Annotated in this window: 22 protein-coding genes and 2 pseudogenes; 17 read left to right on the top strand and 7 right to left on the bottom strand. The window is 68.9% G+C overall.

Annotated features, from left to right (window positions below; genetic code table 11):
* The first annotated feature begins 29 nt into the window (after window positions 1-29).
* Entirely contained in the window at window positions 30-689 is a 660-nt protein-coding gene (locus tag BLW75_RS07115) for a S1 family peptidase (RefSeq protein ID WP_034307005.1), read from the top strand.
* Here BLW75_RS07115 and BLW75_RS07110 read toward each other — a convergent pair.
* Window positions 686-2,071 (bottom strand): alpha/beta hydrolase family protein, encoded by a 1,386-nt coding sequence (locus tag BLW75_RS07110; RefSeq protein WP_034307003.1) that lies wholly within the window; start codon window positions 2,069-2,071, stop codon window positions 686-688. The genes BLW75_RS07115 and BLW75_RS07110 overlap by 4 nt on opposite strands.
* Window positions 2,072-2,132: 61 nt before the next feature.
* Window positions 2,133-2,477 carry a hypothetical protein gene (locus BLW75_RS07105; RefSeq protein WP_034307001.1) on the bottom strand — a complete coding sequence of 115 codons (345 nt, stop codon included), beginning with the start codon at window positions 2,475-2,477 and terminating at the stop codon, window positions 2,133-2,135.
* 129 nt (window positions 2,478-2,606) lie between these two features.
* On the opposite strand from BLW75_RS07105, the gene BLW75_RS07100 reads away from it, so the two are divergent.
* The 5 genes from BLW75_RS07100 to BLW75_RS07080 all read left to right on the top strand — a co-directional run bounded on the left by BLW75_RS07100 (window position 2,607) and on the right by BLW75_RS07080 (window position 9,145).
* A complete protein-coding gene (locus BLW75_RS07100; protein WP_034306999.1) occupies window positions 2,607-3,764 on the top strand; it encodes an acyl-CoA dehydrogenase family protein in 1,158 nt (385 codons plus the stop codon).
* Window positions 3,761-4,927, top strand: coding sequence for a CaiB/BaiF CoA transferase family protein (locus BLW75_RS07095; RefSeq protein WP_034306997.1), 1,167 nt, complete (start codon window positions 3,761-3,763; stop codon window positions 4,925-4,927). The genes BLW75_RS07100 and BLW75_RS07095 overlap by 4 nt, the downstream gene beginning before the upstream one ends.
* Window positions 4,928-4,971: 44 nt before the next feature.
* Complete coding sequence (locus BLW75_RS07090) at window positions 4,972-5,811, top strand: LLM class F420-dependent oxidoreductase (RefSeq protein WP_034306995.1); 840 nt, start codon at window positions 4,972-4,974, stop codon at window positions 5,809-5,811.
* A gap of 117 nt (window positions 5,812-5,928) precedes the next feature.
* A complete protein-coding gene (locus tag BLW75_RS07085; RefSeq protein WP_034306993.1) occupies window positions 5,929-7,557 on the top strand; it encodes a GMC family oxidoreductase in 1,629 nt (542 codons plus the stop codon).
* Between the two features lie 13 nt (window positions 7,558-7,570).
* A complete protein-coding gene (locus BLW75_RS07080; RefSeq protein ID WP_034306991.1) occupies window positions 7,571-9,145 on the top strand; it encodes a succinic semialdehyde dehydrogenase in 1,575 nt (524 codons plus the stop codon).
* Here the strand turns inward: BLW75_RS07080 and BLW75_RS07075 are convergent.
* Together BLW75_RS07075 and BLW75_RS07070 are read right to left on the bottom strand one after the other, a co-directional pair.
* On the bottom strand, window positions 9,142-10,431 hold the full coding sequence (locus tag BLW75_RS07075; RefSeq protein WP_034306988.1) for an MFS transporter: 1,290 nt from the start codon (window positions 10,429-10,431) through the stop codon (window positions 9,142-9,144). The two genes, BLW75_RS07080 and BLW75_RS07075, sit on opposite strands and share 4 nt — an antisense overlap.
* Complete coding sequence (locus tag BLW75_RS07070; RefSeq protein ID WP_034306986.1) at window positions 10,428-12,089, bottom strand: amidohydrolase; 1,662 nt, start codon at window positions 12,087-12,089, stop codon at window positions 10,428-10,430. The genes BLW75_RS07075 and BLW75_RS07070 overlap by 4 nt, the downstream gene beginning before the upstream one ends.
* Before the next feature lie 209 nt (window positions 12,090-12,298).
* Here BLW75_RS07070 and BLW75_RS07065 point away from each other — a divergent pair, with 209 nt between their 5' ends.
* Complete coding sequence (locus tag BLW75_RS07065) at window positions 12,299-13,204, top strand: Lrp/AsnC family transcriptional regulator (RefSeq protein ID WP_034306983.1); 906 nt, start codon at window positions 12,299-12,301, stop codon at window positions 13,202-13,204.
* Here the strand turns inward: BLW75_RS07065 and BLW75_RS07060 are convergent.
* A pseudogene (locus tag BLW75_RS07060) lies at window positions 13,201-13,455 on the bottom strand (AMP-binding enzyme); the annotation flags it as partial. The gene BLW75_RS07065 and the pseudogene BLW75_RS07060 overlap by 4 nt on opposite strands.
* Window positions 13,456-13,650: 195 nt before the next feature.
* On the opposite strand from BLW75_RS07060, the gene BLW75_RS07055 reads away from it, so the two are divergent.
* Entirely contained in the window at window positions 13,651-14,904 is a 1,254-nt protein-coding gene (locus tag BLW75_RS07055) for an HNH endonuclease signature motif containing protein (RefSeq protein WP_034307425.1), read from the top strand.
* On the opposite strand, the pseudogene BLW75_RS44155 reads toward BLW75_RS07055, so the two are convergent.
* Window positions 14,830-15,153 (bottom strand): annotated as a pseudogene (locus BLW75_RS44155) (hypothetical protein); the annotation flags it as partial. The gene BLW75_RS07055 and the pseudogene BLW75_RS44155 sit on opposite strands and share 75 nt — an antisense overlap.
* A gap of 131 nt (window positions 15,154-15,284) precedes the next feature.
* On the opposite strand from BLW75_RS44155, the gene BLW75_RS07045 reads away from it, so the two are divergent.
* The 4 genes from BLW75_RS07045 (at window position 15,285) to BLW75_RS07030 (ending at window position 19,320) form a co-directional block, all read left to right on the top strand.
* Window positions 15,285-15,725 carry a hypothetical protein gene (locus BLW75_RS07045; protein ID WP_034306978.1) on the top strand — a complete coding sequence of 147 codons (441 nt, stop codon included), beginning with the start codon at window positions 15,285-15,287 and terminating at the stop codon, window positions 15,723-15,725.
* A gap of 157 nt (window positions 15,726-15,882) precedes the next feature.
* Window positions 15,883-17,046, top strand: a complete 1,164-nt coding sequence (locus BLW75_RS07040; RefSeq protein WP_034306976.1) for an epoxide hydrolase family protein — start codon at window positions 15,883-15,885, stop codon at window positions 17,044-17,046.
* Window positions 17,047-17,129: 83 nt separating this feature from the next.
* Window positions 17,130-18,425, top strand: a complete 1,296-nt coding sequence (locus tag BLW75_RS07035; RefSeq protein ID WP_034306973.1) for a choice-of-anchor B family protein — start codon at window positions 17,130-17,132, stop codon at window positions 18,423-18,425.
* A 13-nt stretch (window positions 18,426-18,438) separates the two neighbouring features.
* Window positions 18,439-19,320 carry a hypothetical protein gene (locus BLW75_RS07030; RefSeq protein WP_034306970.1) on the top strand — a complete coding sequence of 294 codons (882 nt, stop codon included), beginning with the start codon at window positions 18,439-18,441 and terminating at the stop codon, window positions 19,318-19,320.
* A gap of 66 nt (window positions 19,321-19,386) precedes the next feature.
* On the opposite strand, the gene BLW75_RS07025 is transcribed toward BLW75_RS07030, so the two are convergent.
* Window positions 19,387-20,040: a GntR family transcriptional regulator gene (locus BLW75_RS07025; protein WP_034306968.1), complete on the bottom strand. Its 654-nt coding sequence runs from the start codon at window positions 20,038-20,040 to the stop codon at window positions 19,387-19,389.
* Window positions 20,041-20,095: 55 nt separating this feature from the next.
* Here BLW75_RS07025 and BLW75_RS43910 point away from each other — a divergent pair, with 55 nt between their 5' ends.
* From BLW75_RS43910 to BLW75_RS07000, 5 genes are all read left to right on the top strand, one after another.
* The gene (locus BLW75_RS43910) at window positions 20,096-21,100 is read left to right on the top strand and encodes a YbhB/YbcL family Raf kinase inhibitor-like protein (RefSeq protein WP_034306966.1); all 1,005 of its coding nucleotides are present in this window, start codon (window positions 20,096-20,098) and stop codon (window positions 21,098-21,100) included.
* Window positions 21,101-21,118: 18 nt separating this feature from the next.
* Window positions 21,119-21,730 carry a SecDF P1 head subdomain-containing protein gene (locus tag BLW75_RS07015; RefSeq protein ID WP_034306963.1) on the top strand — a complete coding sequence of 204 codons (612 nt, stop codon included), beginning with the start codon at window positions 21,119-21,121 and terminating at the stop codon, window positions 21,728-21,730.
* Between the two features lie 71 nt (window positions 21,731-21,801).
* Window positions 21,802-22,857, top strand: coding sequence for an LLM class flavin-dependent oxidoreductase (locus tag BLW75_RS07010; protein WP_034306961.1), 1,056 nt, complete (start codon window positions 21,802-21,804; stop codon window positions 22,855-22,857).
* 10 nt (window positions 22,858-22,867) lie between these two features.
* On the top strand, window positions 22,868-23,758 hold the full coding sequence (locus BLW75_RS07005) for an AraC family transcriptional regulator (RefSeq protein WP_034306959.1): 891 nt from the start codon (window positions 22,868-22,870) through the stop codon (window positions 23,756-23,758).
* Between the two features lie 68 nt (window positions 23,759-23,826).
* The gene (locus tag BLW75_RS07000; RefSeq protein WP_034306957.1) at window positions 23,827-24,276 is read left to right on the top strand and encodes an SRPBCC family protein; all 450 of its coding nucleotides are present in this window, start codon (window positions 23,827-23,829) and stop codon (window positions 24,274-24,276) included.
* Window positions 24,277-24,283: the final 7 nt, after the last annotated feature.

Genomic DNA, 24,283 nt, shown 5'->3' with positions numbered 1-24,283 from the left:
CGTGGGATCCCCGGCCATCGGAGGGTCCCGTGCGACTGCCCCGATCCCTGTCCAGCCTTGTCCTGGCGTTCGGTCTGGCCCTGTCGCCGACCGCGCAAGCGAGCGCTCCCGCCCCGCTCGGAGGCGGGAGCGTGCTGCAGAGCAGTGCCGCGTCCCGCTGCACGGCGGGATTCGCCGCCGTCTCCGGCAAGACCGGCTACCTGATCGCGAGTTCCGCCTGTGGCAAACCCGGCGACACCATCCGCAGCGCGGGCCGCGTGGTCGGGGTGGTCGTGGGCGCCCAGGTCCCGCCGACCGGCGCGATCGTCATCCGCGTGACCAATACGACCGACTGGCGGCTGGTGGGCTCGATCCCGCCCACCGACGGCCGCGTGACGATCACCGGGGCGGTCGAGGCGCCGGTCGGAGCGTCGGTGTGCCGGTACGGAGCGACCACCGGCTGGCGCTGCGGGATCATCCAGGCGAAGAACGTGTCGATCACCTTCCCCGAAGGAACGCTGACCGGGTTGACCCGGACCTCCGTGTGCGCCGAGCCGGGTGACAACGGCGGGCCGTTCGTCAGCGGGACGCAGGCGCAGGGAGTGCTGGTCGGCGGCAGCGGGAACTGCTCCAGCGGCGGCACCACGTACTTCGTCCCGGTCAACCGCGTCCTGTCGGCCTACGGGCTGACGATCCTCACCGGCGCTTAGAACGGCAGGACCCTCGGATACGGGGGAGGGGAGTGCCGCGCGAACGCCGGAGTGGTCGTCACCCGCGCTTCTCCGACGGCGTCGAAGATCGTCTGGTGTTCCGGGGCGAGCCCGCCGGCTTCGGAGTTCAGCGCGGCAGGCGCGCTCGACGGCCACTGCCCGGCGTTCAGCCGCCGCTCCAGCGTGCGCAGGGCGGTGATCTCCTCGGACGCGGTGAACACACAGTGCCCGGCCCGGTTCACGAACAGCTGACGGAGGTCGTCCCGGTCACCGGCCAGCGCGACTCGCTCGGCGTAGGCGCGTTCGTGCGCCGCCGGCGCGGTGCCGTCCGCGACGGTGTGCATGGTCAGCACAGGGACCGGCGTGCGTCCCAGTGGCAGCCCGAACCGCGCCAGATAGCCGGCGGCCGCCGGATCGGGCGCGACTCGCGGCGCTTTCGCCAGTTTTTCAAGGTCGGCGGCGAGGTCAAGGCCCGCTTCCGAGTACGCGCGTTCCACCAGCGGCCGCTCACCTGCCTTCGCGAGGATCCGCCGGTAGTCGACGCCCACGTTCCAGCTCGGGTTGCCGCCCGCGCGCTGTTCCAACGCGACCCTGTCGACGCCGAACGCGCTGACGCGGTAGAAGCGATCCCAGACGCCCTGCCAGAAAACCTGGTCGGCGACAGCCGTCGGGCGGGGGCGGGTGGCGTCGAACCAGCCGGGGATTTCGGCCAGCGCGTTCGCCAGTGCGAGCCGGGCCTGGCCTTGCGGGTTCGCGGTGGCGGCCCGCACCACGTCGGTGAACCGGCCCGCGTTGGCCGCGGGATCGGCGATGCGCACCAGGTCCAGTCGCGCGTCGAGCAACGTGTTCAGCGCGTACCCGAGATCGAGACCGGAGTTCCAGTGCGCGGCCCCGCCGGCGAGGTTGCCGCAGAAGGTCATCAGACCGGCGAACCGGCGCGGGTTCCGCTCGGCGAGCAGGGTCGCGGTGATCGCCCCGATCGATTCGCCGGCCGCGATGGTCCGGCGCGGCGGGCCGACGGTGCGGGAGAACCAGTCGTGCAACCGGATCTGGTCGGTGAGCGCCTCCTCGATCGACCAGCCGCGCACGGTCCGGTACTGCGACGCGGCCAGCGCGTACCCCTGCTCCAGCAGATAGGACTCCGTGGTGGGCTGTGAGGTCAGCGCGATCCGCTCCGGCTCCGGGTAGGCCAGGGAGTACATCCCGTGGCTCCACAGCATGAGCGTGCCGTTCCAGTTTTCCGGCACCAGTACCAGATAGCGCGCGCCTTCGAGCTCGCCCTCGTACCTGGTGGCCGGGCCTGTCGCCGAGGCACGGGGAACGACCACCAGCCCCAGCACGATGGCCAGCAGGACAAGGAAGGTCAGACGGCGCCGAACCATGACAATCACCCCGCGAGTCATCTTTCCGGCGAGCAGGGTGAATTGTCGACGCCCGCTTGGCCTAACCGAAGATGACCGAGCGGAAGAGAAGTCGGTCCGAACCGCGGCCGCCCATGGGGCGGAGCACGAAGTAGGAATCGCTCGCGCAGTCGTCGTCCAGGAACACCACCGCCCTCGAATCGGTGTCGTTGCGCGGGCGGAACGCGTCGACGTCCCAGTCGGCGATTTCGGGGATCTCGATGCACTCGCCACTGGGCGGATCGACCAGCACGCCCATTTGGAGCTCTTCGTCTTCGTCGTAGTAGCGGTAGCTGAATTCGCCTTCGGCCGCCGAAGCCACCGCGGGGATCGTGAAGCACAGGGCGACGGCACTGGCGACGGCGAGGAAAGCGGTTCGTGTGCGCATGAAACGTGTCCTTTCCGGAAAACGGGCCCTTCGACGTTAGGACGGTGATCGACATCTCCGATAGGTCTTGCCGTCAGGTCCACCCGAGGGTGTGGACCCGGCCGGGGCCGGTGATCGATAGTGAGGGGCATGTACACCGGAAACCCCGACGTCCCCGGCGACGTGTTCGCGGACGTTCTCGGCCAGATCGACGACTTCGTCCGCACCCGGGTGATGCCTCGCGAGCTGGAGATCATGAGCACGGACGCCATCCCGGCCGATCTGCGGGCGCAGGCCGCGGAGATGGGGTTGTTCGGTTACGCGATCCCGCAGGAGTGGGGCGGGCTCGGCCTCGATCTGGTGCAGGACGTCGAGGTGGCGATGACGCTGGGGTACACGTCCTTGGCGTTGCGGTCGATGTTCGGGACGAACAACGGGATCGCCGGGCAGGTGCTGGTCGGGTTCGGCACGGACGAGCAGCGGGCGCGGTGGTTGCCGGGTATCGCGTCGGGTGAGGTCGTCGCGTCGTTCGCGCTCACCGAGCCGGGCGCCGGATCTAACCCGGCCGGTCTGCGGACCAGCGCGAAACCGGACGGCGACGGCTGGGTGCTCGACGGCGGCAAGCAGTTCATCACCAACGCCACCGAGGCCGGGTTGTTCGTGGTTTTCGCGCGCATCGACAGCGGCATCGCGGTGTTCCTGGTGCCCGCCGACGCGCCTGGCATCACGGTGGGGGCGAAGGACGCCAAGATGGGGCAGGAGGGTTCGCGTACCGCGGACGTCACGTTCTCGCAGGTCCGTGTCGGGCCGGAGGCGCTGGTCGGCGGAGACGGGGAGGTCGGGTACAAGGCGGCGATGACGTCGCTGGCGCGCGGCCGGATCCATATGGCGGGCCTGGCGGTCGGGACGGCGCAGCGGGCGCTCGACGAGTCGGTCTCGTATGCCGCGACGGCGACTCAGGGTGGCACACCGATCGGGGATTTCCAGCTGGTGCAGGCGATGCTCGCCGATCAGCAGACCGGTGTGCTCGCCGGCCGTGCGCTCGCCCGTGAGGCCGCGCGGTTGTACGTGACGGGAGAGGACCGGCGGATCGCGCCGTCGGCCGCGAAGTTGTTCTGCACCGAAATGGCGGGGAAGGCCGCGGATCTCGCGGTGCAGGTTCACGGAGGCAGTGGGTACATGCGCGAGGTCGCGGTCGAACGCATCTACCGCGACGTCCGGTTGATGCGGTTGTACGAGGGCACCAGTGAGATCCAGCGGCTGATCATCGGCGGTGGCCTGGTGCGGGCCGAGAAGAAGAAAGCATGACCCGGCCACTCGACGGGGTCACGGTCGTCGCCATCGAGCAGGCCGTCGCCGCCCCGCTGGCCACCCGCAGCCTCGCCGACCTCGGCGCACGCGTGATCAAGGTCGAACGCGTCGACGGCGGGGATTTCGCCCGCGCCTACGACCATGCCGTACACGGCAGCGGTGCGCATTTCGTCTGGCTCAACCGCGGCAAGGAGTCGCTCGCCGTCGACCTCAAGTCCGCCGAAGGCCGTGACGTCGTCCGGCGGCTGGTCGCGAAGGCCGACGTGTTCGTGCAGAACCTCGCCCCGGGCGCTGCGGAGCGGCTCGGTTTCGGTGATCCGCGGGCGGAGCACCCGGAGCTGGTCGTGGTGAACCTGTCCGGCTTCGGCTCGGGCGGGCCGATGGAGCAGCGCAAGGCCTACGACATGCTGATCCAGGCCGAGGCCGGCCTCATCGCGATCACCGGCACCCCGGAAGCTCCGGCGAAGACCGGGATCCCGACCGCCGACATCGCCTCGGGCATGTATTGCGCGCAGGCGGTTTTGGCGGCGTTGCTGCGCCGCTGGCGTACCGGCGAGGGCGCGACGATCGAGGTTTCCATGCTGGAAGCCACCGTCGAATGGATGGGCTACGCGCTCAACACCCGGATGTACGCCGGGACCGAGCCGGAGCGGATGGGGCTGAGCCACAGTTCGATCGCGCCGTACGACGCCTTTCCCACGCGCGACGGCCAGATGCTGATCGGCGTCCAGAACGACACCGGCTGGCGCACCCTCGTCACCGACGTCCTCGACGCGCCCGAACTCGCCGACGACCCGCGTTTCACCACGAACGTGCAGCGCGTGGCCCACCGCGCGGAATGCGACGCCGCCGTCGCGGCCCGGACCTCCCTGTGGTCCAACAGCGAACTCGACGAAAAGCTCGCCGCGGCCGGGGTTCCCGCCGCCCAGCTCAAGGACGTCGCCCAGGTCGCCGAGCATCCCCAGCTGCGGGCCCGTGATCGCTGGCGCGAGGTCGGCACCGAATTCGCCCGGATCGAAGCTTTGCTGCCGCCGGTGACCTTCGACGATTTCGAGGCGTGCATGGGCGACGTCCCGTCGCTGGGCGAACACACGCGAGCGTTGCTCGTCGAGTCCGGAGTGGACGCCGACGATTACCTTCGCCGTGGCATCGCCCGCTGAATTCCGTGAGCGACTGGAGGAACTCCAGGTTTACGCTCGAGATCATGCGATTCGCCATCAAGACTTCGCCGCAGGACACCGTCTGGTCCGACATGCTCGCCGTGTGGCAGGCCGCCGACGAGATCGAGCTCTTCGAATCCGGCTGGACCTTCGACCACTTCTATCCCATTTTCTCGGATTCGACCGGTCCGTGCCTGGAAGGGTGGGTGACGCTCACCGCGCTCGCGCAGGCCACGAAACGGCTCCGGCTGGGCACGCTGGTCAGCGGGATCCACTACCGTCACCCCGCGCTTCTCGCGAACATGGCCGCGACACTGGACATCGTCTCCGGCGGCCGGCTGGAGATCGGTGTCGGCGCGGGCTGGAACGAGGAGGAATCCGGCGCGTACGGCATGGAACTGGGCACCATCAAGGAACGCAGTGACCGGTTCGAGGAAGCCTGCGAGGTGCTCGTCGGCCTGCTGACCCAGGAGACCACCACGTTCCAGGGCGAGCACTACCAGCTGACCGACGCCCGCTGCGAACCGAAGGGCGTGCAGAAGCCGCATCCGCCGATCTGCATCGGCGGCAGCGGCGAGAAGCGGACCCTGCGCACGGCCGCCAAGTACGCCCAGCACTGGAATTTCGTCGGCGGCACGCCGGAGGAGTTCGCGCACAAGCGTGCGGTGCTGCACCGGCACTGCGCGGACATCGGCCGGGATCCGAGCGAGATCACCCTGTCCTCGCACGTCCGGCTCGGTACGGACGGTGACTACGCCAAGGTCGCCGCGGACGTCGAAGCCCTCGGTGAAGCGGGCCTCGACCTGGCGATCATCTACCTCCCGCCGCCGCACACCCCGGCCGTGCTGGAGCCGCTGGCGAAGGTGCTCGAACCGCTGCGCTGAGGTCTCGAAGACCGGCCGGGGAGCGACCGCCCGTTGCGGAACCGGCCGGTCTCGCTATACGGTGACAGAACTAGAACAGGTTACAGTTCTGCACGGTGGGCGGACCGAGGAGCGGACATGGCGAACAGGGCTGCGCGCGGCGACGAGGCCGACTACGTGGTCGTCGGATCGGGCAGCTCGGGGGCCGCGATCGCGGGCAGGCTGGCGGAGTCCGGTGCCAGCGTGATCGTGCTCGAGGCAGGCAAGAGCGACGACAAGCTGCTCGTCAGGAAGCCGGGGCTGGTCGGCCCGATGCACGCGGTGCCCCAGCTCAAGAAACCGTTCGACTGGGGCTACTACTCGGTGCCGCAGAAACACGTTCTCGATCGGCGGATGCCGGTGCCGCGCGGCAAGGTGGTCGGCGGCTCCAGCTCCATCAACGGCATGGTCTACGTCCGCGGCAACCGCGCCAACTTCGACTCCTGGGCCGCCGAGGGCAACAAGGGCTGGGACGCCGACAGCGTCAACGCCGCGTACAAGCGGATGGAGGACTTCGAGGACGGCGAGAGCGAGTTCCGGGGCGCGGGCGGGCCGATCCGGGTCACCCGCAACAAGACCCCGCAGGAGGGCACGCTCCAATTCCTCCAGGCGACCGCCGACGCGATCGGCTGCGAGATCCTCGACGACTACAACGCCGAGTCCCAAGAGGGCGTCAGCAGGATGCAGCAGAACGCCGCCGACGGCCTGCGGTACAGCGCCTCGCGCGGCTACATCCACCACCTCGCGCCGGCCACGCTGGAGGTCCAGTCCGGGGTGCTGGCGAAGAAGGTCGTCATCGAGAACGGCCGCGCGGTCGGCGTCGAGGTCGTCGACGCGAACGGGGGACAGCGAATCCTCCGCGCGGGCAAGGAGGTCATCCTCTCGGCGGGCTTCGTCGGGTCCGCGCACCTGCTGATGTTGTCCGGGATCGGCCACGCCGAGCACCTCAAGGAGCACGGCATCGACGTCGTCGCGGACCTGCCGGTCGGCGACAACCTGCACGACCACATGTTCCACGCGCTGACCTTCCGCGCGTCGTCGAGCAAGAACCGGGGCACGCCGCCGTACTTCGCGCGCGGCCTCGTCAGCGAACTGCTGCGGCCCGGCACGACATTCCTGGCGAACTCGGTCTTCGAGGCGGTCGCGTTCCTCAAGACCTCCCAGGCCGCCGAGGTGCCCGATCTCCAGTTGCACCTCCTGCCGTGGGCGTACGTGACGCCCAACCAGGACGCGCCGATCCGGCACGACGTCGACAAACGGCCCGCGCTCACCGTGCTGACCACGCTGATCTACCCGAAGAGCCGCGGCACGCTGCGTCTGGCCTCGGCTGATCCCACGGCGGCGCCGCTCATCGACCCCCAGTACCTGTCCGACCCGGCCGATCTCGAAGTGCTCGGGGAGGGCTCGGAGATGGTCCGCGAGATCTTCGCTTCGGGGGCGTTCAACGGTTCGATCAAGGAAGAACTCCACCCGGGCAAGTCGCTGCGGGGCCAGGAGTTGCGCGACGCGATCCTGAACCGCGCGACGTCGGTGTACCACGGTGTCGGCACCTGCCGGATGGGCGTCGACGAGCTCGCCGTCGTGAGCCCTGACCTCAAGGTCCGCGGCGTCGACGGTCTGCGGGTCTGCGACGCGTCGATCATGCCGTCGATCACCGGCGGCAACACCAACGCGCCCGCCATCATGATCGGCGAGATGGGCGCGCAGCTCGTCCTCTCGGACAACTGACGGAAAGAGGGCCATGACCGTCACACCGCTCGCGCTCACCCGTCCGGCGTCGGTGACCGACGCGTTCCTTCAGCGGCTCGCCGCCCGCGTGCCGGGCTCGTCCGGCGCGACCTGGAAGCTCACTGAGGTCTACACCGGCGACGTGCTCGTCGAGCTGCCTCAATCGACACCCGCCGACATCGAGCAGGCGTTCGCCACCGCGCGCGCCGCGCAGGAGAAGTGGGCCGCCACCCCGCTCAAGCAGCGGCTGGAGGTGTTCAAACGGGCGCACACGCTCTTCGTCGACAACGCGCCGATCGTCACCGACCTCATCCAGGCCGAGAGCGGCAAGAACCGGCGGATGGCGATCGAGGAGACCTGCGACCCGGCGATGGTGATGAGCCATTACCTCACGCGGGCCGCCAGGCTGCTGGCACCGGCCAAACGGGGCGGGCCGGTCCCGTTCCTGACGACGTCCACCGAGGTCAGGCAGCCCAAGGGCGTGGTCGGGATCATCGCGCCGTGGAACTTCCCGTTCGCCACCGGCATTTCCGACGCCGTCCCGGCGTTGATGGCCGGCAACGCGGTGGTGCTGAAGCCCGACAACAAGACCGCGCTCTCCCCGCTCTACGGCGTCGAGCTGCTGGAGAAAGCGGGACTGCCGAAGGGGTTGTTCCAGGTGGTGTGCGGTGAGGGGCCGGATGTCGGCCCGACGCTCATCGACCAGGCGAACTATGTGATGTTCACCGGTTCCACCGCCACCGGCCGGGTGATCGGCGAACGGGCGGGCCGCAACCTCATCGGCTGCTGTCTCGAACTCGGCGGCAAGAACCCGATGATCGTGCTCGAAGACGCCGACCTCGCCGAGACCGTGCAGGGCGCCATCTTCGGCGCTTTCGGCAACACCGGGCAGATCTGCATGCACATCGAGCGGATCTACCTGCCCGAGTCTCGTTACGACGAGTTCAAGAATGCATACCTGGCCAAGACCAAGGCGCTCGACGTCCGCGCCGCCTACGACTTCGGGCCGGACATGGGCTCGCTGGTCTCCGTCGACCACATGAACCGGGTCAAGTCCCATGTCGACGACGCCGTCGCGAAGGGCGCGACTGTCCTCTGTGGAGGAAAGCCACGGCCGGACCTCGGCCCGGCGTTCTTCGAACCGACGATCCTCGAAGGCGTCACGAAGGACATGCTCTGCGGCGTCACCGAAACCTTCGGGCCCGTCGTCGCGTTGCACAAGTACCGCACGGTCGACGAGGCCGTCGCACTCGCGAACGACACCGAGTACGGACTCAACGCCTCGGTCTGGGGCACCGACGTCGGCGCCGCGCGCGCCGTGGCGGCGCGGATCGAGTCCGGCAACGTCAACATCAACGACATCCTGGCCACCGCGTACGCATCGAAGGGAACGCCGTCCGGCGGCGTCAAGAATTCGGGCGTCGGCGCCCGCCACGGGGACCAAGGCCTGCTCAAATACACCGACGTGAAGAACGTGGCGGTGCTCAAGAAACAGGTCATGGGTCCCCGCGGCGGCCAGACCTACGAGAAGTACGTCGAAGGGATGCTGTCCGGGCTGAAACTCATGCGGCGGTTGCGCATCCGCTAGGCCGTGTCCACGGAGTCGGTGTGCTGAGGCGCGGCCAGCACGCAGACGATGCTCAGCACGCACATGCCGATCAGCAGGCCGATCGCCGGCCAGATGCTGCCGGTCGCCTGGTACAGCAGCGTCGACACCAACGGCGAAAGGCCGCCGAAGAGCGCGCCCGCCAGCTGGTACGACAGCGAGATGCTGGTGTACCGCGCCCGCGGACGGAACATCTGCGACAGGACGGCGGCGATCGGGCTGTAGGTCGCCGTCATCGCCAGGCGCATCGCCACGAACGCCGCGATGATCAGCGCCGCGTTCTTGGTCGAGAGCACCAGGAACTGCGGAGCCGCGAGGATGGCGACACCGATCAGGCCGATCACGACCACCCGCACGCGGCCGAAGCGATCACCGAGCCAGGCCGCGCCGAAGCTGACGACCAGTTCGACGAACGCGGCGATGGTGAGCGCGTTGAGCACGAGCGATTCGGAGACGCCGACGGCCGGATCGGTCGCGTACGCCGTCGCGAAGGTGGTGACCAGGTAATAGCCGCCGACCGCGACGGGCAGTACACAGATGCCCAGCAGGATCGGTTTCCAGTTCGTCCGGACGGCGTACAGGATCGGCACGCCGGTTTCTTCGGCGGTCTCCTCGAAGACCGGGGACTCTTCGACCTTCAGGCGCACGATGAGGCCGACGCCGATGAGCAGCACGGACGCGAAGAACGGGATCCGCCAGCCCCACGTCGTGAGCCATTCGGTGCCGCCGGTGCTCAGGAGGCTGAACAGACCGGTGGCCAGCAGCGCGCCCGCCGGGTTCCCCGCCTGCGCGAAGGCGCCGTAGAAGGTCTTCTTGTCCGGAGGCGCGTGTTCCACGGCCATGAGCACGGCACCGCCCCACTCGCCGCCGACGGCGAGCCCCTGGACGAACCTGAGCACCACGAGCAGGATGGGTGCCCACGTGCCGATCTGCGCGTATCCGGGCAGGCAGCCGACGAGGAAGGTCGCCGCGCCCATCATGGTCAGGGTCACCACGAGCGCGGTCTTGCGGCCCACCCGGTCACCGACGTGGCCGAACACGATGCCGCCGAGCGGCCGCGCGAAGAAGCCGACGGCGTAGGTCGCGAAGGCCGCCGCGACACCGGTCAGCCGGTCGCCCGTTTCGGGAAAGAACACGGTGCCGAAGACCAGGCTCGCCGCCGTGGCGTAGATGTAGAAGTCGTACCACTCGATCGTGGTGCCGACGAAGGCCGCGAGCCCGGCCCGGCGGGCTCGGCGGAGCGAGTGGGTGCCGGTCTGGACGGTCATCGGGCCACCTCGCCGTCGATCCAGGTTTCCACCACGCGGATACCGGCGATCCGGTCCGGCTCGCAGGTGAGGGGATTCTCGCCGAGCAGCACGAAATCCGCGCGTTTGCCGGGAGTGATCGAGCCGAGGTCGCGTTCGCGGCCGAGCACCTTGGCACCGGCGATCGTATGCGCGGCGACGGCCGAGCGGACGTCGATCAGCAGGTCGTCCCCGCCGAGCCGGTGACCGCGACGGGTCGTCCTGGTCACCGCGGTCTGGATGGCTTCGAGCGGGTTCGGCTCCGCGACCGGGGCGTCCGAGCTCAACGTGACCGGCACGCCCGCCGCCTGGAATTCACCGAGGGGGTTGAACCGCTCGCCGGGGGTGCCGACGGCGTCGGTGACGCCTTCGCCCCAGTTGTAGTAATGCTGCGGCTGGTTGACGGGATGGACGCCGAGCTCGGCCATACGCTGGATCTGGTCCGGGGACGGCAGCCCGCAATGCTCGATGCGGTGACGGGCGTCCGGCCGGGGATTTCGCCGCTGCGCGTCCTCGATGGCGTCGAGCACCATGGCGATCGCGTCGGGGGACTGGGCGTGGGTCGCGGTCTGGAGCCCGGCCTCGTGCGCCTTGCCGATCAGCGCGGAGTAGTCCTTCGGGTCGTGGTAGAGCTGCCCGGTGCGGCACGGATCGCCGACGTAGCCGTCCGGGAAGTACGCGGTCCAGCCGCCGAGCGTGCCGTCGGCGTAGAACTTGATCCCCGCGAACGCGAGCCGAGTGGTGCCGAAAGCGCCGTGCAGCCCCATTTCCAGCGCCTGGTCGAGCAGATGCGACAGCAGGTACATGTGGACACGCGTCTTGAGCAGGCCGGCTTCGTCCAGCCGCAGGTACATGTCGAACTCGCGGCGCGTCACCTGGGCGTCGCCGATCGCGGTCACGCCCGCGGCGAGGAATTTCTCCTGTGCGGCGGCCAGCTGCCGCGCGTGCTCCTCCGGCTCGTCCTCGAGGTGGAAGTTCGGCCCGTGCCGCCCGACCTTCACCCCGGTGACGCCGGTGAGGATGTTGCACGCCGCGTCCGACAGCTCCCCGGTGAGCTCGCCGTGCTCGTCACGGAAGAACACCCCGCCGTCGGGATCCGGGGTGTCACGGGTGACGCCGTTGCGCCGCAAGGTGAAGCTGTTGACCACGCCGCCGTGGCCGCTCGCGTTCATGAGGTAGACCTCGCGGTCTTCGGCGACCGCGTCGAGCTCCTCCTTGCGGGGGTGGCGTTTCTCGGCGAGGTTGCGGTGCTCGTAGCCATAACCTCGGACGGGCCTGCCCTCCGGGGTGTTCTCGGCAGCCTCACGCAGCAGCGCGACGATCTCGGGAATGGTCGACGCGCGCTCGGGGCCGCAGTCCACCCAGGTCATCATCTGCCCGTACATCAAGGGATGCGCGTGTGGATCGATGAATCCGGGCAGGAGCGTGCCAGGCAGCCGTCGCACTTCCGGCTCGGGGCGGCCGAGACCCGCGGCGCGGGCGCGGCACTCGTCCACCGAGCCGACCGCGGCGATCTCCTCGCCGAACACGAGCACCGCTTCGGCGCCTTCGGTGGCGTCGTCGACGGTCACCAGCTCGTCGGGAAGCAGGATCGTCGCTCTCGCGTCGAGGACTGAACGATCGAGGGGCAGCAGACGCATCGCGCGGACTCCAGGGGTTCGTCGGTGAAGTGGGGCGAAGGTAAGCGACGAAAACCGAGAGCGCAATCAGATCAGTCGTTTACGGACGGTGTTCACGATCGATATGTGGGCGATCATGGACAGATCACGCAGTATCGACTGCCTATCGGGCATATTGGCCGGTGATATGGTGCTGCGAGCCGTCGGAAATTCAGCAGAGGAGAACCGCCGTGGACGACGCGTTGGTCGCGGCTTTACGCGCGGACGGCCGGATGAGCGTGGCCGATCTGGCCAAGCGCGTCGGGGCGTCGCGGGCGGCGGTGTCGGCGCGGCTGGAGCAGCTGCAGGCCGACGGTTCGCTCAACGTGGTCGCGGCGGTCCATCCCGAGTTCCTCGGCTTGACCGCGTACGCGCATCTCGCGATCCGCACGTCGGGCCGCTCGCAGGAGACAACGGACGCCATCGCGGCGTTGCCGGCCGCGGCGTTCGTCTCCGCGGTGAGCGGGGAGTACCAGACCGTCGCCGAGCTGCGGCTGCCCGATTCGCCGGAGCTGTACCGCACGGTGGCGGACATCCGCGGCCTGCCGGAGGTGGAGCAGGTCAACACGCTCGTCTACGTGGACGTGGTCAAGGGCCTGTTCATGCCCGGCCGTCCGCTGCCGCCCTGGCTGCGGCTCGACGACCGCGACCTCGCGATCATGCTGCGGTTGCAGACCGACGGCAGGGAAAGTTACGCGAGCATCGCCGGGCATGTCGGGCTTTCGCCGTCGGCCACCCGCACCCGCGTGCGTTTCCTTCTGGAGCATGACGTCATCCGGATCGCGCCGGTGCTCAGCCGCGCCCGCCCGGACGCCGGTCTGGTCTGCGGGATCGGCCTGAACGTGCGGGGCGCCGGGGATTCCGTGACGGCAGCGCTCGCCGCGCGCGACGACACCGAATTCCTGGCCAGGACCATCGGCCGGTTCGACGTCGTCGCCACCATCGCGGCACAGTCCGCCCGCGCCCTCGACAGGGCGCTCGAAGAGATCAGCGGCAGGCCCGACGTCGTGACCGCGGACACGTGGGTCCACCTCCGCATCGCCAAGGAACGCTACGAGTGGCCGTTGCCGACCGCGGACGAACTCGCGCGGCGCTAGCCGTTGTCCAGCAAGGCTTTCCGGATCTCGGTCTTGAGCACCTTGCCGATCTTCGACCGGGGGAGATCCGGCCAGAGCAGGATCTCCTTGGGGGTCTTGATGCTGCCCAGCCGCTCCTTGACGGCGGTGCGGAGTTCGTGCGCCGACACGGTTTTCCCGGTGTGGAGCTGGACGACGGCGGTGATCTGTTCGCCCCATTTCTCGTGCGGCAGCCCGATCACGGCGCAGTCCTGTACCGCTTCGCAGGCCATGGAAGTAAGCGCTTACTCTGCGTGGGGTTCTTTGTGGTTGGGTCACGAGTGTTCTGGTCCTGAACGGCGCGGTGCTTCGGTTGCGCCGGACGCAAGGAGAGTCGTAATCAAATCACCCTTCAGTGTTAAATGAGCCGCATGACGGTTGCTTAAAATTACGAACACATGTTCGATGAATTGCGGTATTCTGGGGGTGTGTCCGAGACTTTCCTTCCCGAGTTGCCGCAGGAGTTGTGGCGCGCTGGCAAGCTGGAGCTTGCTCATGGCGTGCAGCAGTCTTTGCGGGTGATTCGGATGGCTACCGCGGGTTTGGGGCGGTATTTGGCGGAGGTCGAGTCTCGGGGTGTCAAGGATTTGTACGGGTATGGCCGTACGGCTGCATGGTTCGCCGATATCGCGGGGTTGTCGGTCGGTGAGGCGGGTGCGGTGGTGAAGCGGGCGATCGCCCTGAATCCCAGCCGCGCGTTGGACGGCAGCGAGGTTCCCGCCGCGCTGCCTGCCACTGCCGCGGTCGCTGCCGAGGGGTTGGTCGGTGATGAGCGGATCGATCAGATCCTGGAGATCTTGAAGAGGCTTCCGGCCGACACCTCGGTGGAGGACCGGGCGAACGCGGAGAAGATTCTCGCCACTCTCGCTCGCAATGCTGGTCCTCGCCAGTTGGCGGACGCCGAGGCGAACCTTTTGGCGTTACTGGACCCCGACGGGGACGAACCCAAAGACCCGGAACCTGCTGAGCCGCGCCGGGAGATCACCCTGGAGCGCCGCAAGGACGGGTTCTGGAAACTCACCGGTCTCCTGGATGACGAGACCGGTGCCCGCACCGCCGCCGCCCTGGAGGCCTACGCCCAGCCACGACCCGTCGACGAATTCGGGCAAGCCGATCTGCGGATGAAATGCGAGCGCATGGGTGACGCCTGGGTCGACCTTCTCGATCTGGCGATCGCCTGCCCGGACCAGCCCGGCGCCAGCGGGTATCGGACGTTGGTGAACGTCACCATTGGGCTTGAGGAGTTGAAGTCGGGTCTCGGGACCGCGTGTCTGGATTTCGTCGGGACGATGACCGCGAGGGAAGCCCGACTCGCTGCCTGCGACTGCCTGATGCTGCCCGTCGTGCTGAACGCCGCGGGTGAACCCCTCGACGTCGGACGACTCAGACGCTTCGTCACCCCAGGCCAACGCCGGGCACTGAACATCCGCGACGGCGGCTGCGCCTTCCCCGGCTGTCATCGGAAACCCAAGAATTGCCACGCTCACCACATTCATCACTGGGCAGACGGCGGACCCACCGACCTCCGGAATCTCGTACTCCTCTGCGGATTCCATCACCGGCTGATCCACCACGGCGACTGGGAAGTCCGCATGGCCGCCGACGGGCTACCGGAATTCATCCCACCCCAATACCGAGATCCGCTCCGACATCCCCGCCGCAACACCCTGCACCACGCCTGAGCCCGAGGAGCCCGTCGGCCACACCGGCGACGGGCCCCTCGGCATGCGTCCACTCGGTCGCGAGGGCCGTGAGTGACCGCCGCTCCGCACAGACCGCGGCACCACCCCGGCCCTGCCGCAGGACGCGACATGAGGGTCGCCGAACTCCCAGACGATCGCCGAGCTGACGAGCGCGAGCACGTTCAGGATCAGGCCGACGGTCATCACCGCGTCCACGATGTCGCGCGACTGTGCGATTCTCGGAAGCCCGCTACTGTTGGGTCAGTATCGATCACGGCTTGGCCGGCAGACAGGTGCACCGACCGCGGACGGCGCCCCCGCCGAGACGGGGCGAAGCGCCAAGCCGAGGTTCCGGCACCTGATGCGAGTGAGAGGCTAGGATGTTCGGTTCGAAGAAGCTCAACGATCTGATGGCGCAGCTCAGGCCCGACCTGAGTCGGGAATCGCTCGGCGTCGGGCCCGCCTTCCCGGGCGTCGCCCCGAACCCGCTCCTGAGCAGTGATGCGCGGAAGCGCAACGCGGAACTGCGGACGGGGGCCCTTGCGCTCGGCGTTCTCGTCGACTGGCGGGAGGTCGGCGGCGACGGAAGCCCGCGCGTGGTCCTGATGCTCGACGTGGAAACCGCCGGCGGCATCTCGTTCCGCGGTATCGCGGACGAAGACCTCACGATCACCGAGCTCACCCGGCTCGCCCCAGGACAGACGTTGCCCGTGCGCTATCGGCCGGCCGTCATGGACCACTACGTCGCCCTTGCCCGGGACGCCGACCCCGCCCAGGTGCGGTGGCTCTCTGACGAGATCGCGAGCCGCAAGCGGACCTGATCCGAGGAGATGGTCCACCAGGATCGCGTGTCGTGATCGTCCCGGCGGTCGAAGGCACCCTGCGCCTGATGCGGTAGCGGCAAGTGCGCAATCCCTGATCGCCGAACGTCAATTCCGAGCATGGGAAACCTCGTGAGCCGACCGTAGTTTCGGCGCCGTGCCCGAAATCGAACCGTTCACCATCCATGTCCCCGATCGCGAGCTGGCCGATCTCCACGCTCGCCTGGCCCGGGTGCGCCTTCCCGAAGCCGAGACGGTTTCCGACGCCACCCAGGGGATCGAGCTGGCCCGGTTGACGGCCTTGCTCCGGGCGTGGCGGGAACACGACTGGCGGGCGCGGGAGATCCGGTGGAATACCCTTCCCCACTACCGGGCCCGGATCGACTGTCTGGACATCGGGTTCTGGCATGTCCGTTCGCCCGAGCGCACGGCGCGCCCGCTGATCCTGACCCACGGCTGGCCGGGTTCGATCCTCGAATTCGAAAAGGTGATCAGGCCGCTCACTGATCCGGTGGCCCACGGTGGTTCCGCGAGTGACGCCTTCGACGTGGTCGTGCCTTCGTTGCCGGGTTTCGGGTTCAGCGAACGGCCCAGCGAGCGCGGCTGGCACCCTGGCCGGACCGCTCGGGCGTGGGCTGGTCTGATGACCGCGCTCGGGTACCGGCGGTTCGGGGCCCACGGCGGGGATTGGGGTGCCGTGGTCAGTACGGAACTGGCACTCCACGCGCCCGACCGGGTCGCGGGCCTGCACCTGACGATGCCGTCGGCGTCGCCGTTGCCGGAGGACCGGGTGGCGCCGAGCGCACCTGAACGGCGCATGCTGGATCGGCGTGATCTGCATCTGTCCGACGGCTACGGCTTCGGGATGCTCATGGGCACGCGCCCGCAGACGCTCGGCTACTCCCTGCTCGATTCGCCGTCGGGGCTCGCCGCCTGGCTCGGGGAGAAGTTCGCCGCCTACACCGACGACCGGCCGGAGTACGGCGGCGGGGTGAGCTTGGCGGAGCAGGTCGACACCATCGCGCTGTACTGGCTGACCGGCACCGGTGCTTCGAGCGCTCGCTGGTACTGGGAGGCGATGCGATGGGTGCCGCGCAGCGCGGAGGAGGAGAACGCGCGGCCGGTGACCGTGCCCACCGCCGTGTCGCTTTTCCCCGCCGACCCGTGGCCGACCGCGCGACGCTGGGCGGAGCGCCGCTACCCGAACCTGCACCGGTGGACCGAACTCGACCGCGGCGGGCACTTCCCGGGACTGGAGCAGCCGGACCTGCTGGTGTCCGGAATCCGGGAAACATTTCGGGATCTGCCGGTAAACGGTTAAGAACCCCCGACGTTCGGGGGGATACACCGGGAGTGGGGGCTCTTAACGTCGGAAGCCGACCGAAACCCGGTGAGGAGCACTCCATGAAACTCGTGCGCATGATGGGGTTGGCCGTCCTGACGGCTTCCGCGTTGGTGTTTTCGATGACGGCGGCGTCCGCGCACGATCCCGAAACGGCGGAGGGACAGGCCGCGGCCCGGACCTTCCTCGCCGACCATGTTCCGGCGGAACGGCACGCCGTCACCGGCACCGCCGCGGGTGTCCCGTGCGTCAACGGCATGGCCGACAAATACCCGTGCAAGAACGTCGACCTGCTCAGCGTGCTTCCCTTGTCCGGCCTCGGCGGCGGGAACGGCAACGACATCTGGGGCTGGACCGACCCGTCGTCCGGCAAGGAATACGCCATCGTCGGGCGGACCAACGGCACCGCGTTCGTCGATCTGAGCGTCCCGACCTCGCCCAAGTTCCTCGGCAACCTGCCCTCCAACGGCGGCAGCAGCTCATGGCGGGACATGAAGGTGTACAAGAACCACGCGTTCATCGTGGCCGACTTCATCACCGGGCACGGGATGCAGGTGTTCGACCTGACCAGGCTCCGCACCATCACCACACCGCAGACCTTCACCGCCGACGCGCTGTACCGGGAATTCGGTCCCGCGCACAACATCGCGATCAACGAGGAGACCGGTTTCGCCTACGCCATCGGCTCCAACACGTGCAGCGGCGGACCGCATATCGTCGACATCCAGAACCCGAAGGCGCCGGCCAAGGCGGGCTGCGTGTCCCAGGACGGCTACACCCACGACACGCAGTGCGTCGTCTACCGCGGCCCGGACACCGCCTACAGCGGCCGGGAAATCTGCTTCAACGCCAACGAGGACACGCTCACCATCGTCGACGTCACCGACAAGGCCAGGCCGGTCCAGATCTCGCGCAAGGGCTACTCGGGCGCGCAGTACTCGCACCAGGGCTGGCTGACCGGCGATCAGCGCTACTTCCTGCTCGACGACGAACTGGACGAGTCGCGCGGCACCGACAAGCGCACCAAGACCTACATCTGGGACCTGGCCAAGCTGTCCGCCCCCGTGCACACCGGTGTCTACAGTTCGCCCGCCACCGCGATCGACCACAACCAGTACATCAAGGGCCAGTACTCCTACCAGGCGAACTACCAGGCCGGTCTCCGCATCCTCGACGTCAGCGGCGTCGCTTCGGCGCGGTTGTCCGAGGTCGGCTATTTCGACATCTACCCGGCGGGCAACGCGGCGAGCTTCAACGGCGCGTGGAGCAATTACCCGTACTTCGCCAGCGGCATCGTCATCGTGAACGGCATCGAACAGGGCCTGGTCGTGGTGAAGCCGAACCTCGGCGGCAAGTGACCGGAGGGCAGGCGTGCGCAAGCCCCGGTTCACGGATTGGTTGTTCCTCGCGCTGGCGCTGGTGATCGGCGTGGCCGCGGTGTTCGTCGCGCTCCGGCCGACACCCGGCTCCGCGCACTCCGCTCACCAGCAGCCCGTCGTGACGGCGGATCTGCTTCCCGCCGCGCACAGCGACGGGCTGTCGGAGGCGGAAAGCGGGTACCGGTTCGAGCGGGTGACCACGCCGGCCGCCCGGGGTCCCGAGGTACCGGTCGCGTTCCGGATCCTCGGGCCCGACGGGCGTCCGGTCACCCGGTTCCTGGACAACCAGACCAAACAGATGCACTTCTTCGCCGTACGCGACGACATGAACGTCTTCCAGCACGTGCACCCGACGCTGGACGGCGACACCTGGCACACGAGCCTCGCGCTGACCGACGGCGGCGCCTACCGGATGTTCGCCGAGTTCGTCCCGCTCGACACCAAGGATCCGAAGCATCCGGTGGTGCTCGGAGTCCCGTTCACCGTGCCGGGCGACACCACCTTCGTTCCGGTGCCCGCTCCGGCGGGCGAAACCATGACGTCGACGGGATACCGCGTGACGCGGGTGGACGGGGAGACCCGGATCCCGGTGATGCGCGCGCAGGTCCTCCGCTTCGCCATCCGCGGCCTCGACGGCGCGCTCGTCACCGCGGTCGACCCGCACCTGGGCGCCAACGGCCATATGACCGGATTCCACACCATGCTGTTGTCGGCCACGCATCTGCATCCGGTGCAGCCGCTCGGCTCGGCACTCGTCGACGGCGAGCTGACCTTCCATTCGCTGTTCTCGGAGCGTGGGGAGTACCGGCTGTTCCTCGAATTCTCCCATGGCGGGCGGGTGCACACGGCGGCCATCACGGTCGCGGTGGGCTGACCGGAACGGCGACCGGCAGGATGTCGGGCGTCGGGCGGCCCGGCGACCGCGGAAATCCGACCGGATCTACGACTGCTCGGTCAGTGCCGCCGCGGTCAGGGTGAGATGCCGGGTCAGTGCCTCGGCCGCCGCGTCGGCGTCGCGGGCCAGCGCGGTCTCCTCCAGCAGGCGATGTTCGGCGAGGTGGTCGCGGCCGGGGGAGCGCTGCGCGGCCCAGCGGCGGGCGAGTTCGCTCGCGGTCCACATCCGGTCGAAGGTCTCCAGTAGGACTGGGTTTCCGCAGCCGTCCAGCAAGCTCCGGTGGAAGACGCGGTGGGCTTCGGACCACGCGCCGCTGAGGTGCTCGCCTTCATCGAACGGCGGTGTCCGGCTCAACCGGTGATGGGCGGCGCGAACGCGGCTCTCCCACTCGAGGTCGCCGCGCTCCACGGAGAGGCGCAGCACGAGCGGTTCGATCGTCCGGCGGGCTTCCGTGATCTCCTGCCAGCGGCGGTCGGAGAAGGCCGGGACGGCGAACCCGCGGTTGGGGAGGCGGTCGGCGAGGCCGTCGCCGACCACTCGCACGAGGGCTTCGCGGACGACCGCCAGGCTCACGCCGTGTTCCCTGGCGAGGTCCTGCGGTTTGAGCGGGGCGCCGGGGGTGTGGTCGCCGCGCATGATCGCGTCCCGCAGGCGGTGGTACACCTGCTCGGAGAGCATCCGCTTGTCCGGTGAAGCCATCCGTGAAGTATAGACGAACCAAAGAATAATCGATTATCTGTGTTAGAGTCGATTTATGATCCTCGCCAACGATCCCTTCGCCCGGCTGCCTGAGGTGGCCTCTTTCGCCGTCACCAGCGCTTCTGTCGCCGACGGTGCCGCCTGGTCACCCGATCAGCTGGCCGGTAAGGACGTCTCACCGCACCTGAGCTGGAGCGGCGCCCCGCGCGGCACGAAGAGCTACGCCGTCACCGTCTACGACCCCGACGCCCCCACCGGTTCCGGTTTCTGGCACTGGGCGGTGGCCGACATCCCGGCCGCGGTCACGGAGCTGCCGGAGGGCGCCGGCGACGACAGTGGCTCTGGGCTACCCGAAGGCGCCTTTCAGCTGCCCAATGACGCCCGCCTGGCCCGCTTCCTCGGTGCGGCACCGCCTGCCGGGCACGGCGTGCACCGCTACTTCGTCGTGGTGCACGCCCTCGCTGTCGAGTCGCTCGGCGTTCCGGCCGATTGCACGCCGGCGTTCCTCGGCTTCAGCATCGCCCAGCGCGTACTCGGTCGCGCTGTCCTGGTCGCCACGGCGGAAACCGCGGGCCCTGAACGCATCGAGGTCTCCCGGCTCATCCCGGCTCCCGCTGACGCGATCTTCGCCGTCTTGAGCGACCCGGAGGGCCATGTCGACATCGACGCGTCGGGAATGCTCCTCGCCGCGGAAGGCGATCCGGTCGAGCAGGCGGGTGACCGGTTCGTGGTGCACATGGACCGGGAGGCGCTCGGGGACGTGCCCTTGGGCAAGTACGACGTCGAGGTCGTCATCACCACCCTCGTCCCGGACGAGGAGATCGCCTGGACCGTCGAAGGCCGGGTCCGGCCGCATGCCCGGCACATCTACGGCTACCGGCTGAAGCCTGCCGAGGGCGGCACGCTGGTGACGTCGTACTACGACTGGTCGGAGGTCGGTGAGGAGTGGAAGGAGCGCATCACGTTCCCCGTGGTCCCGGAGTCGGCGCTCAAGGCCACGCTCGGGATTCTCGAGCGGACCGTGCGGCGCCGAGGCATTTCACCCACGCGCGGCGACTGAACACGGCAGAATGCCTCCGTGCGGAATATTCTCGTAGCGGTCGCCCTCGTCCTGCTCGGTGTCACCGGATGTCAGGGCGGGGTTTCCGGCCAAGCGGAGCCCGAAGGCGACAGTTTCGCGATCAAGGACGGGTCGCGGCTGCGGTTCCGCCCGGTCCTGACGGAGTTCCCGCCGGGTCCGGCGACCGGCGCGGCGACCAACCGGCAGAGCACCGATCCCGCCGGACAGCAGGCCGCCGCGGCGGCACTGGACTGCTCGGAGGGGCCGGACCCGCTGGACGGCCGTGACGATCCGGCGCTCCCGCTGATCAGCTGTGACCGCGTGCAGGGCACCAAATACCTGCTCGGCCCGGCCTTCCTCACCGGGGCCGACCTCAGCCGCGCGAACGTCCGGCTCGATTCGCAGTCGGGTGGCCCGCTGGTCGGGCTCAGCTTCACCGACGCGGGCGGGCGGACGTGGGCCGACTGGACCGCGGCGAACGTAGGCAAGCAGGTCGCGATGGTGCTGAAGAGCCGGGTGCTGACCGCGCCGATGATCCAGTCCGCCATCACCGGCGGGGAAACCCAGATCACCGGCAAGTTCACCATGTCCGACGCCCGTCAGCTGGCACGGGACATCGCCGGGGCCTGAGCTCTCGGGAGGGCGCGGAATACGATCACGCAACCCGACGTTTGAGCGTTCAACTACTTGAGGAGTTGGACATGGGTTACGAGATCCTGGGCACCCCGCAGGCGCCGACCTTCGGCCTGGACACGTTCGGCGACGTCGAGAACGGCGCCGACGGCCAGCCGGTGAGCCAGGCCGAAGCCATCCGCCAGGTCGTGGCCGAGGGCGTCCTCGCCGACCAGGTGGGCGTGGACTACTTCGGTGTCGGCGAGCACCACCGCGCCGAGATGGCGGTGTCTTCGCCGGACGTCGTCCTGGCCGCGATCGCGGGGCAGACCGAGCGGATCCGGCTGGGCACGGCGGTCACGGTGCTCAGCTCGGACGACCCGGTGCGCGTGTACGAGCGGTTCGCCACGCTGGACGCCGTTTCCCGGGGGCGCGCCGAAGTCACGCTCGGCCGGGGATCGTTCACCGAGTCGTTCCCGCTGTTCGGGTACTCGCTGGAGGACTACGAAGCGCTCTTCGCCGAGAAGCTCGACCTGTTCACGCATCTGCAGGGGGAGAAGCCGGTCGACTGGTCCGGGACCGTCCGCCCCGCGCTGGAAGGCGCGCAGGCCTTCCCAGTCACCGAATCGGGCAGTCTGCCCGCGTGGGTCGGGGTCGGCGGCACGCCGCAGTCGGTGGTCCGCGCGGCCGCGTACGGCCTGCCGCTGGTGATGGCCGTGATCGGTGGGTCTCCGGAGCGGTTCACCCCGCTCGCGGACCTGTACCGGCGCGCGGTCAAGGAGGCGGGCCACCAGGAGCTGCCGATCTCGATGCACAGCCCCGGCCACGTCGCCGAGACCGACGAACTCGCCGTCGCCCAGCACTTCTCGCATCACCAGGCCGCTTTCGCCAAGATCGGCGCCGAACGAGGCTGGGGCCCGATGTCCAGGGCCGACTACGACGCCATGGCGGGACCGCGCGGCGCGCTGTTCGTCGGGTCTCCGGAAACCGTCGCGCGGAAGATCGCGTGGGCGGCGCGGACCCTCGGCCTGTCGCGATTCCAGCTCAAATACAGCGTCGGCGCGCTTCCGCACGAGCAGCGTCTGAACTCGATCCGGCTTTACGGCGAGCAGGTCGTCCCGCGCGTGAAGGAGCTGCTCGGCTAGCCTCGGAGGCGTGGTGTTCGATTCCGAGCGATTCGACCTTCAGCCGTACACCGGTTTCGACATGTCCCGCTATGTCCGGCGGACGTATTGCAGCTGGGAGGATTCCGGCTGGGAGTCACTGCTCGTCCAGCGATTCGACCACGTTCCCGTCGCCGAGGACATGCGGCTGCCCGGCGTCGCGGATCTGCATCTGGTCCTGCCGCTTTCGGGGCGGGCGGTGATGGAGAGCCGCGGCGAAGGCCGGTGGAACCGGCACCAGTGGGGGCCGGGACGGCTCGAGCTCGCCGTTCCCGGCATGCCGCTGCAGCGCCGCTACCGCGGTGACGAAACGATGCGAAGCCTGCAGGTGCACATCCCGGGCACCACGGTGGAGCCGGTGGCCGCCCGGCTGGGCGGCCGCGCGGTGGACCACGAGGCGATGGCCGCGTCCGTGGCCGGGGGAGACCCGCTGCTCGACGAGCTGGTCCGGGCGGTCGGGAACGCCGGGGAGCAGGACGATCTCTACGCCGAATCCGCGGCTGCCTTTCTCGCCGTGCATCTGCTCACCCGCCACGCGCGGAAACCGGAGCCGCCGAACGCGGGGCGGGAGGACCAGCGGGTTCGCGCCGCGGCGGCGATGATGCGCGACCGGCTGTCCGAACCGCTCACCGTCGCCGAAATCGCCGGGGAAGTGCATTTGAGCGTCTACCACTTCATCCGGGTCTTCAAGGAGAAGACCGGCCAGACCCCGCACCGTTTTCTCGGCGGGCTACGGATGGAGGAAGCGCGAAGGCTGCTGCGCGACACGGATCTCCCGATCGCCGCCATCGCGGGCAGATGCGGATTCGCCACTCCCGGCGCCTTGTCGGCCGCTTTCCTGAAGCACACCGGGTCGCGCCCGTCGGAGTACCGCAATTCCTGATCGCCGCCGCGCAATCCGGCGCATGGTGACGCCGTCCGCCCGTTCCTAGGGTGAGCCTTATGAGTGGAATGCAGTCGTACGACGTCACCGCCGAATCGACGGCGCCACCCGCCGCGGTGTGGGCACTGTTGCTGGACGCCCGCAGCTGGCCGGTCTGGTCACGGGTGGGTTCCCTGGAAGTCGCCGCGTCGCAAGGACTTTCCGCCGACGGACGCGACGGTGTCGGCGCGGTGCGTGCCTTCCGCACCGGCAAGACGGTCACCAAGGAGCGGATCACCGCCCTCGACCCCGAACGACGCTTCGCTTACGAGGGCGTGGACGTCCCGGTGATGGTCGATTACCAGGCCTCGGTCGATCTGTGCGAAACACCCGGCGGCGGAACCCGGATCCGCTGGCACGGAACGTATCGCGTCGGCAAGGGCAACGCGTGGATCTTCCGTTGGTACCTTCGCCGCTTCATGCGGGACATGGCGACCGGGCTCGCCGAGCACGCCGGCGGCCCGGTCCGGAGGCCATGACGAGGAA

The organism is Amycolatopsis lurida, assembly GCF_900105055.1.
Taxonomy (GTDB): Bacteria; Actinomycetota; Actinomycetes; order Mycobacteriales; family Pseudonocardiaceae; genus Amycolatopsis; species Amycolatopsis lurida.
The sequence above is the reverse complement of the archived record's forward strand: the minus strand, read 5'-3'. Positions and strand labels throughout refer to the sequence as shown.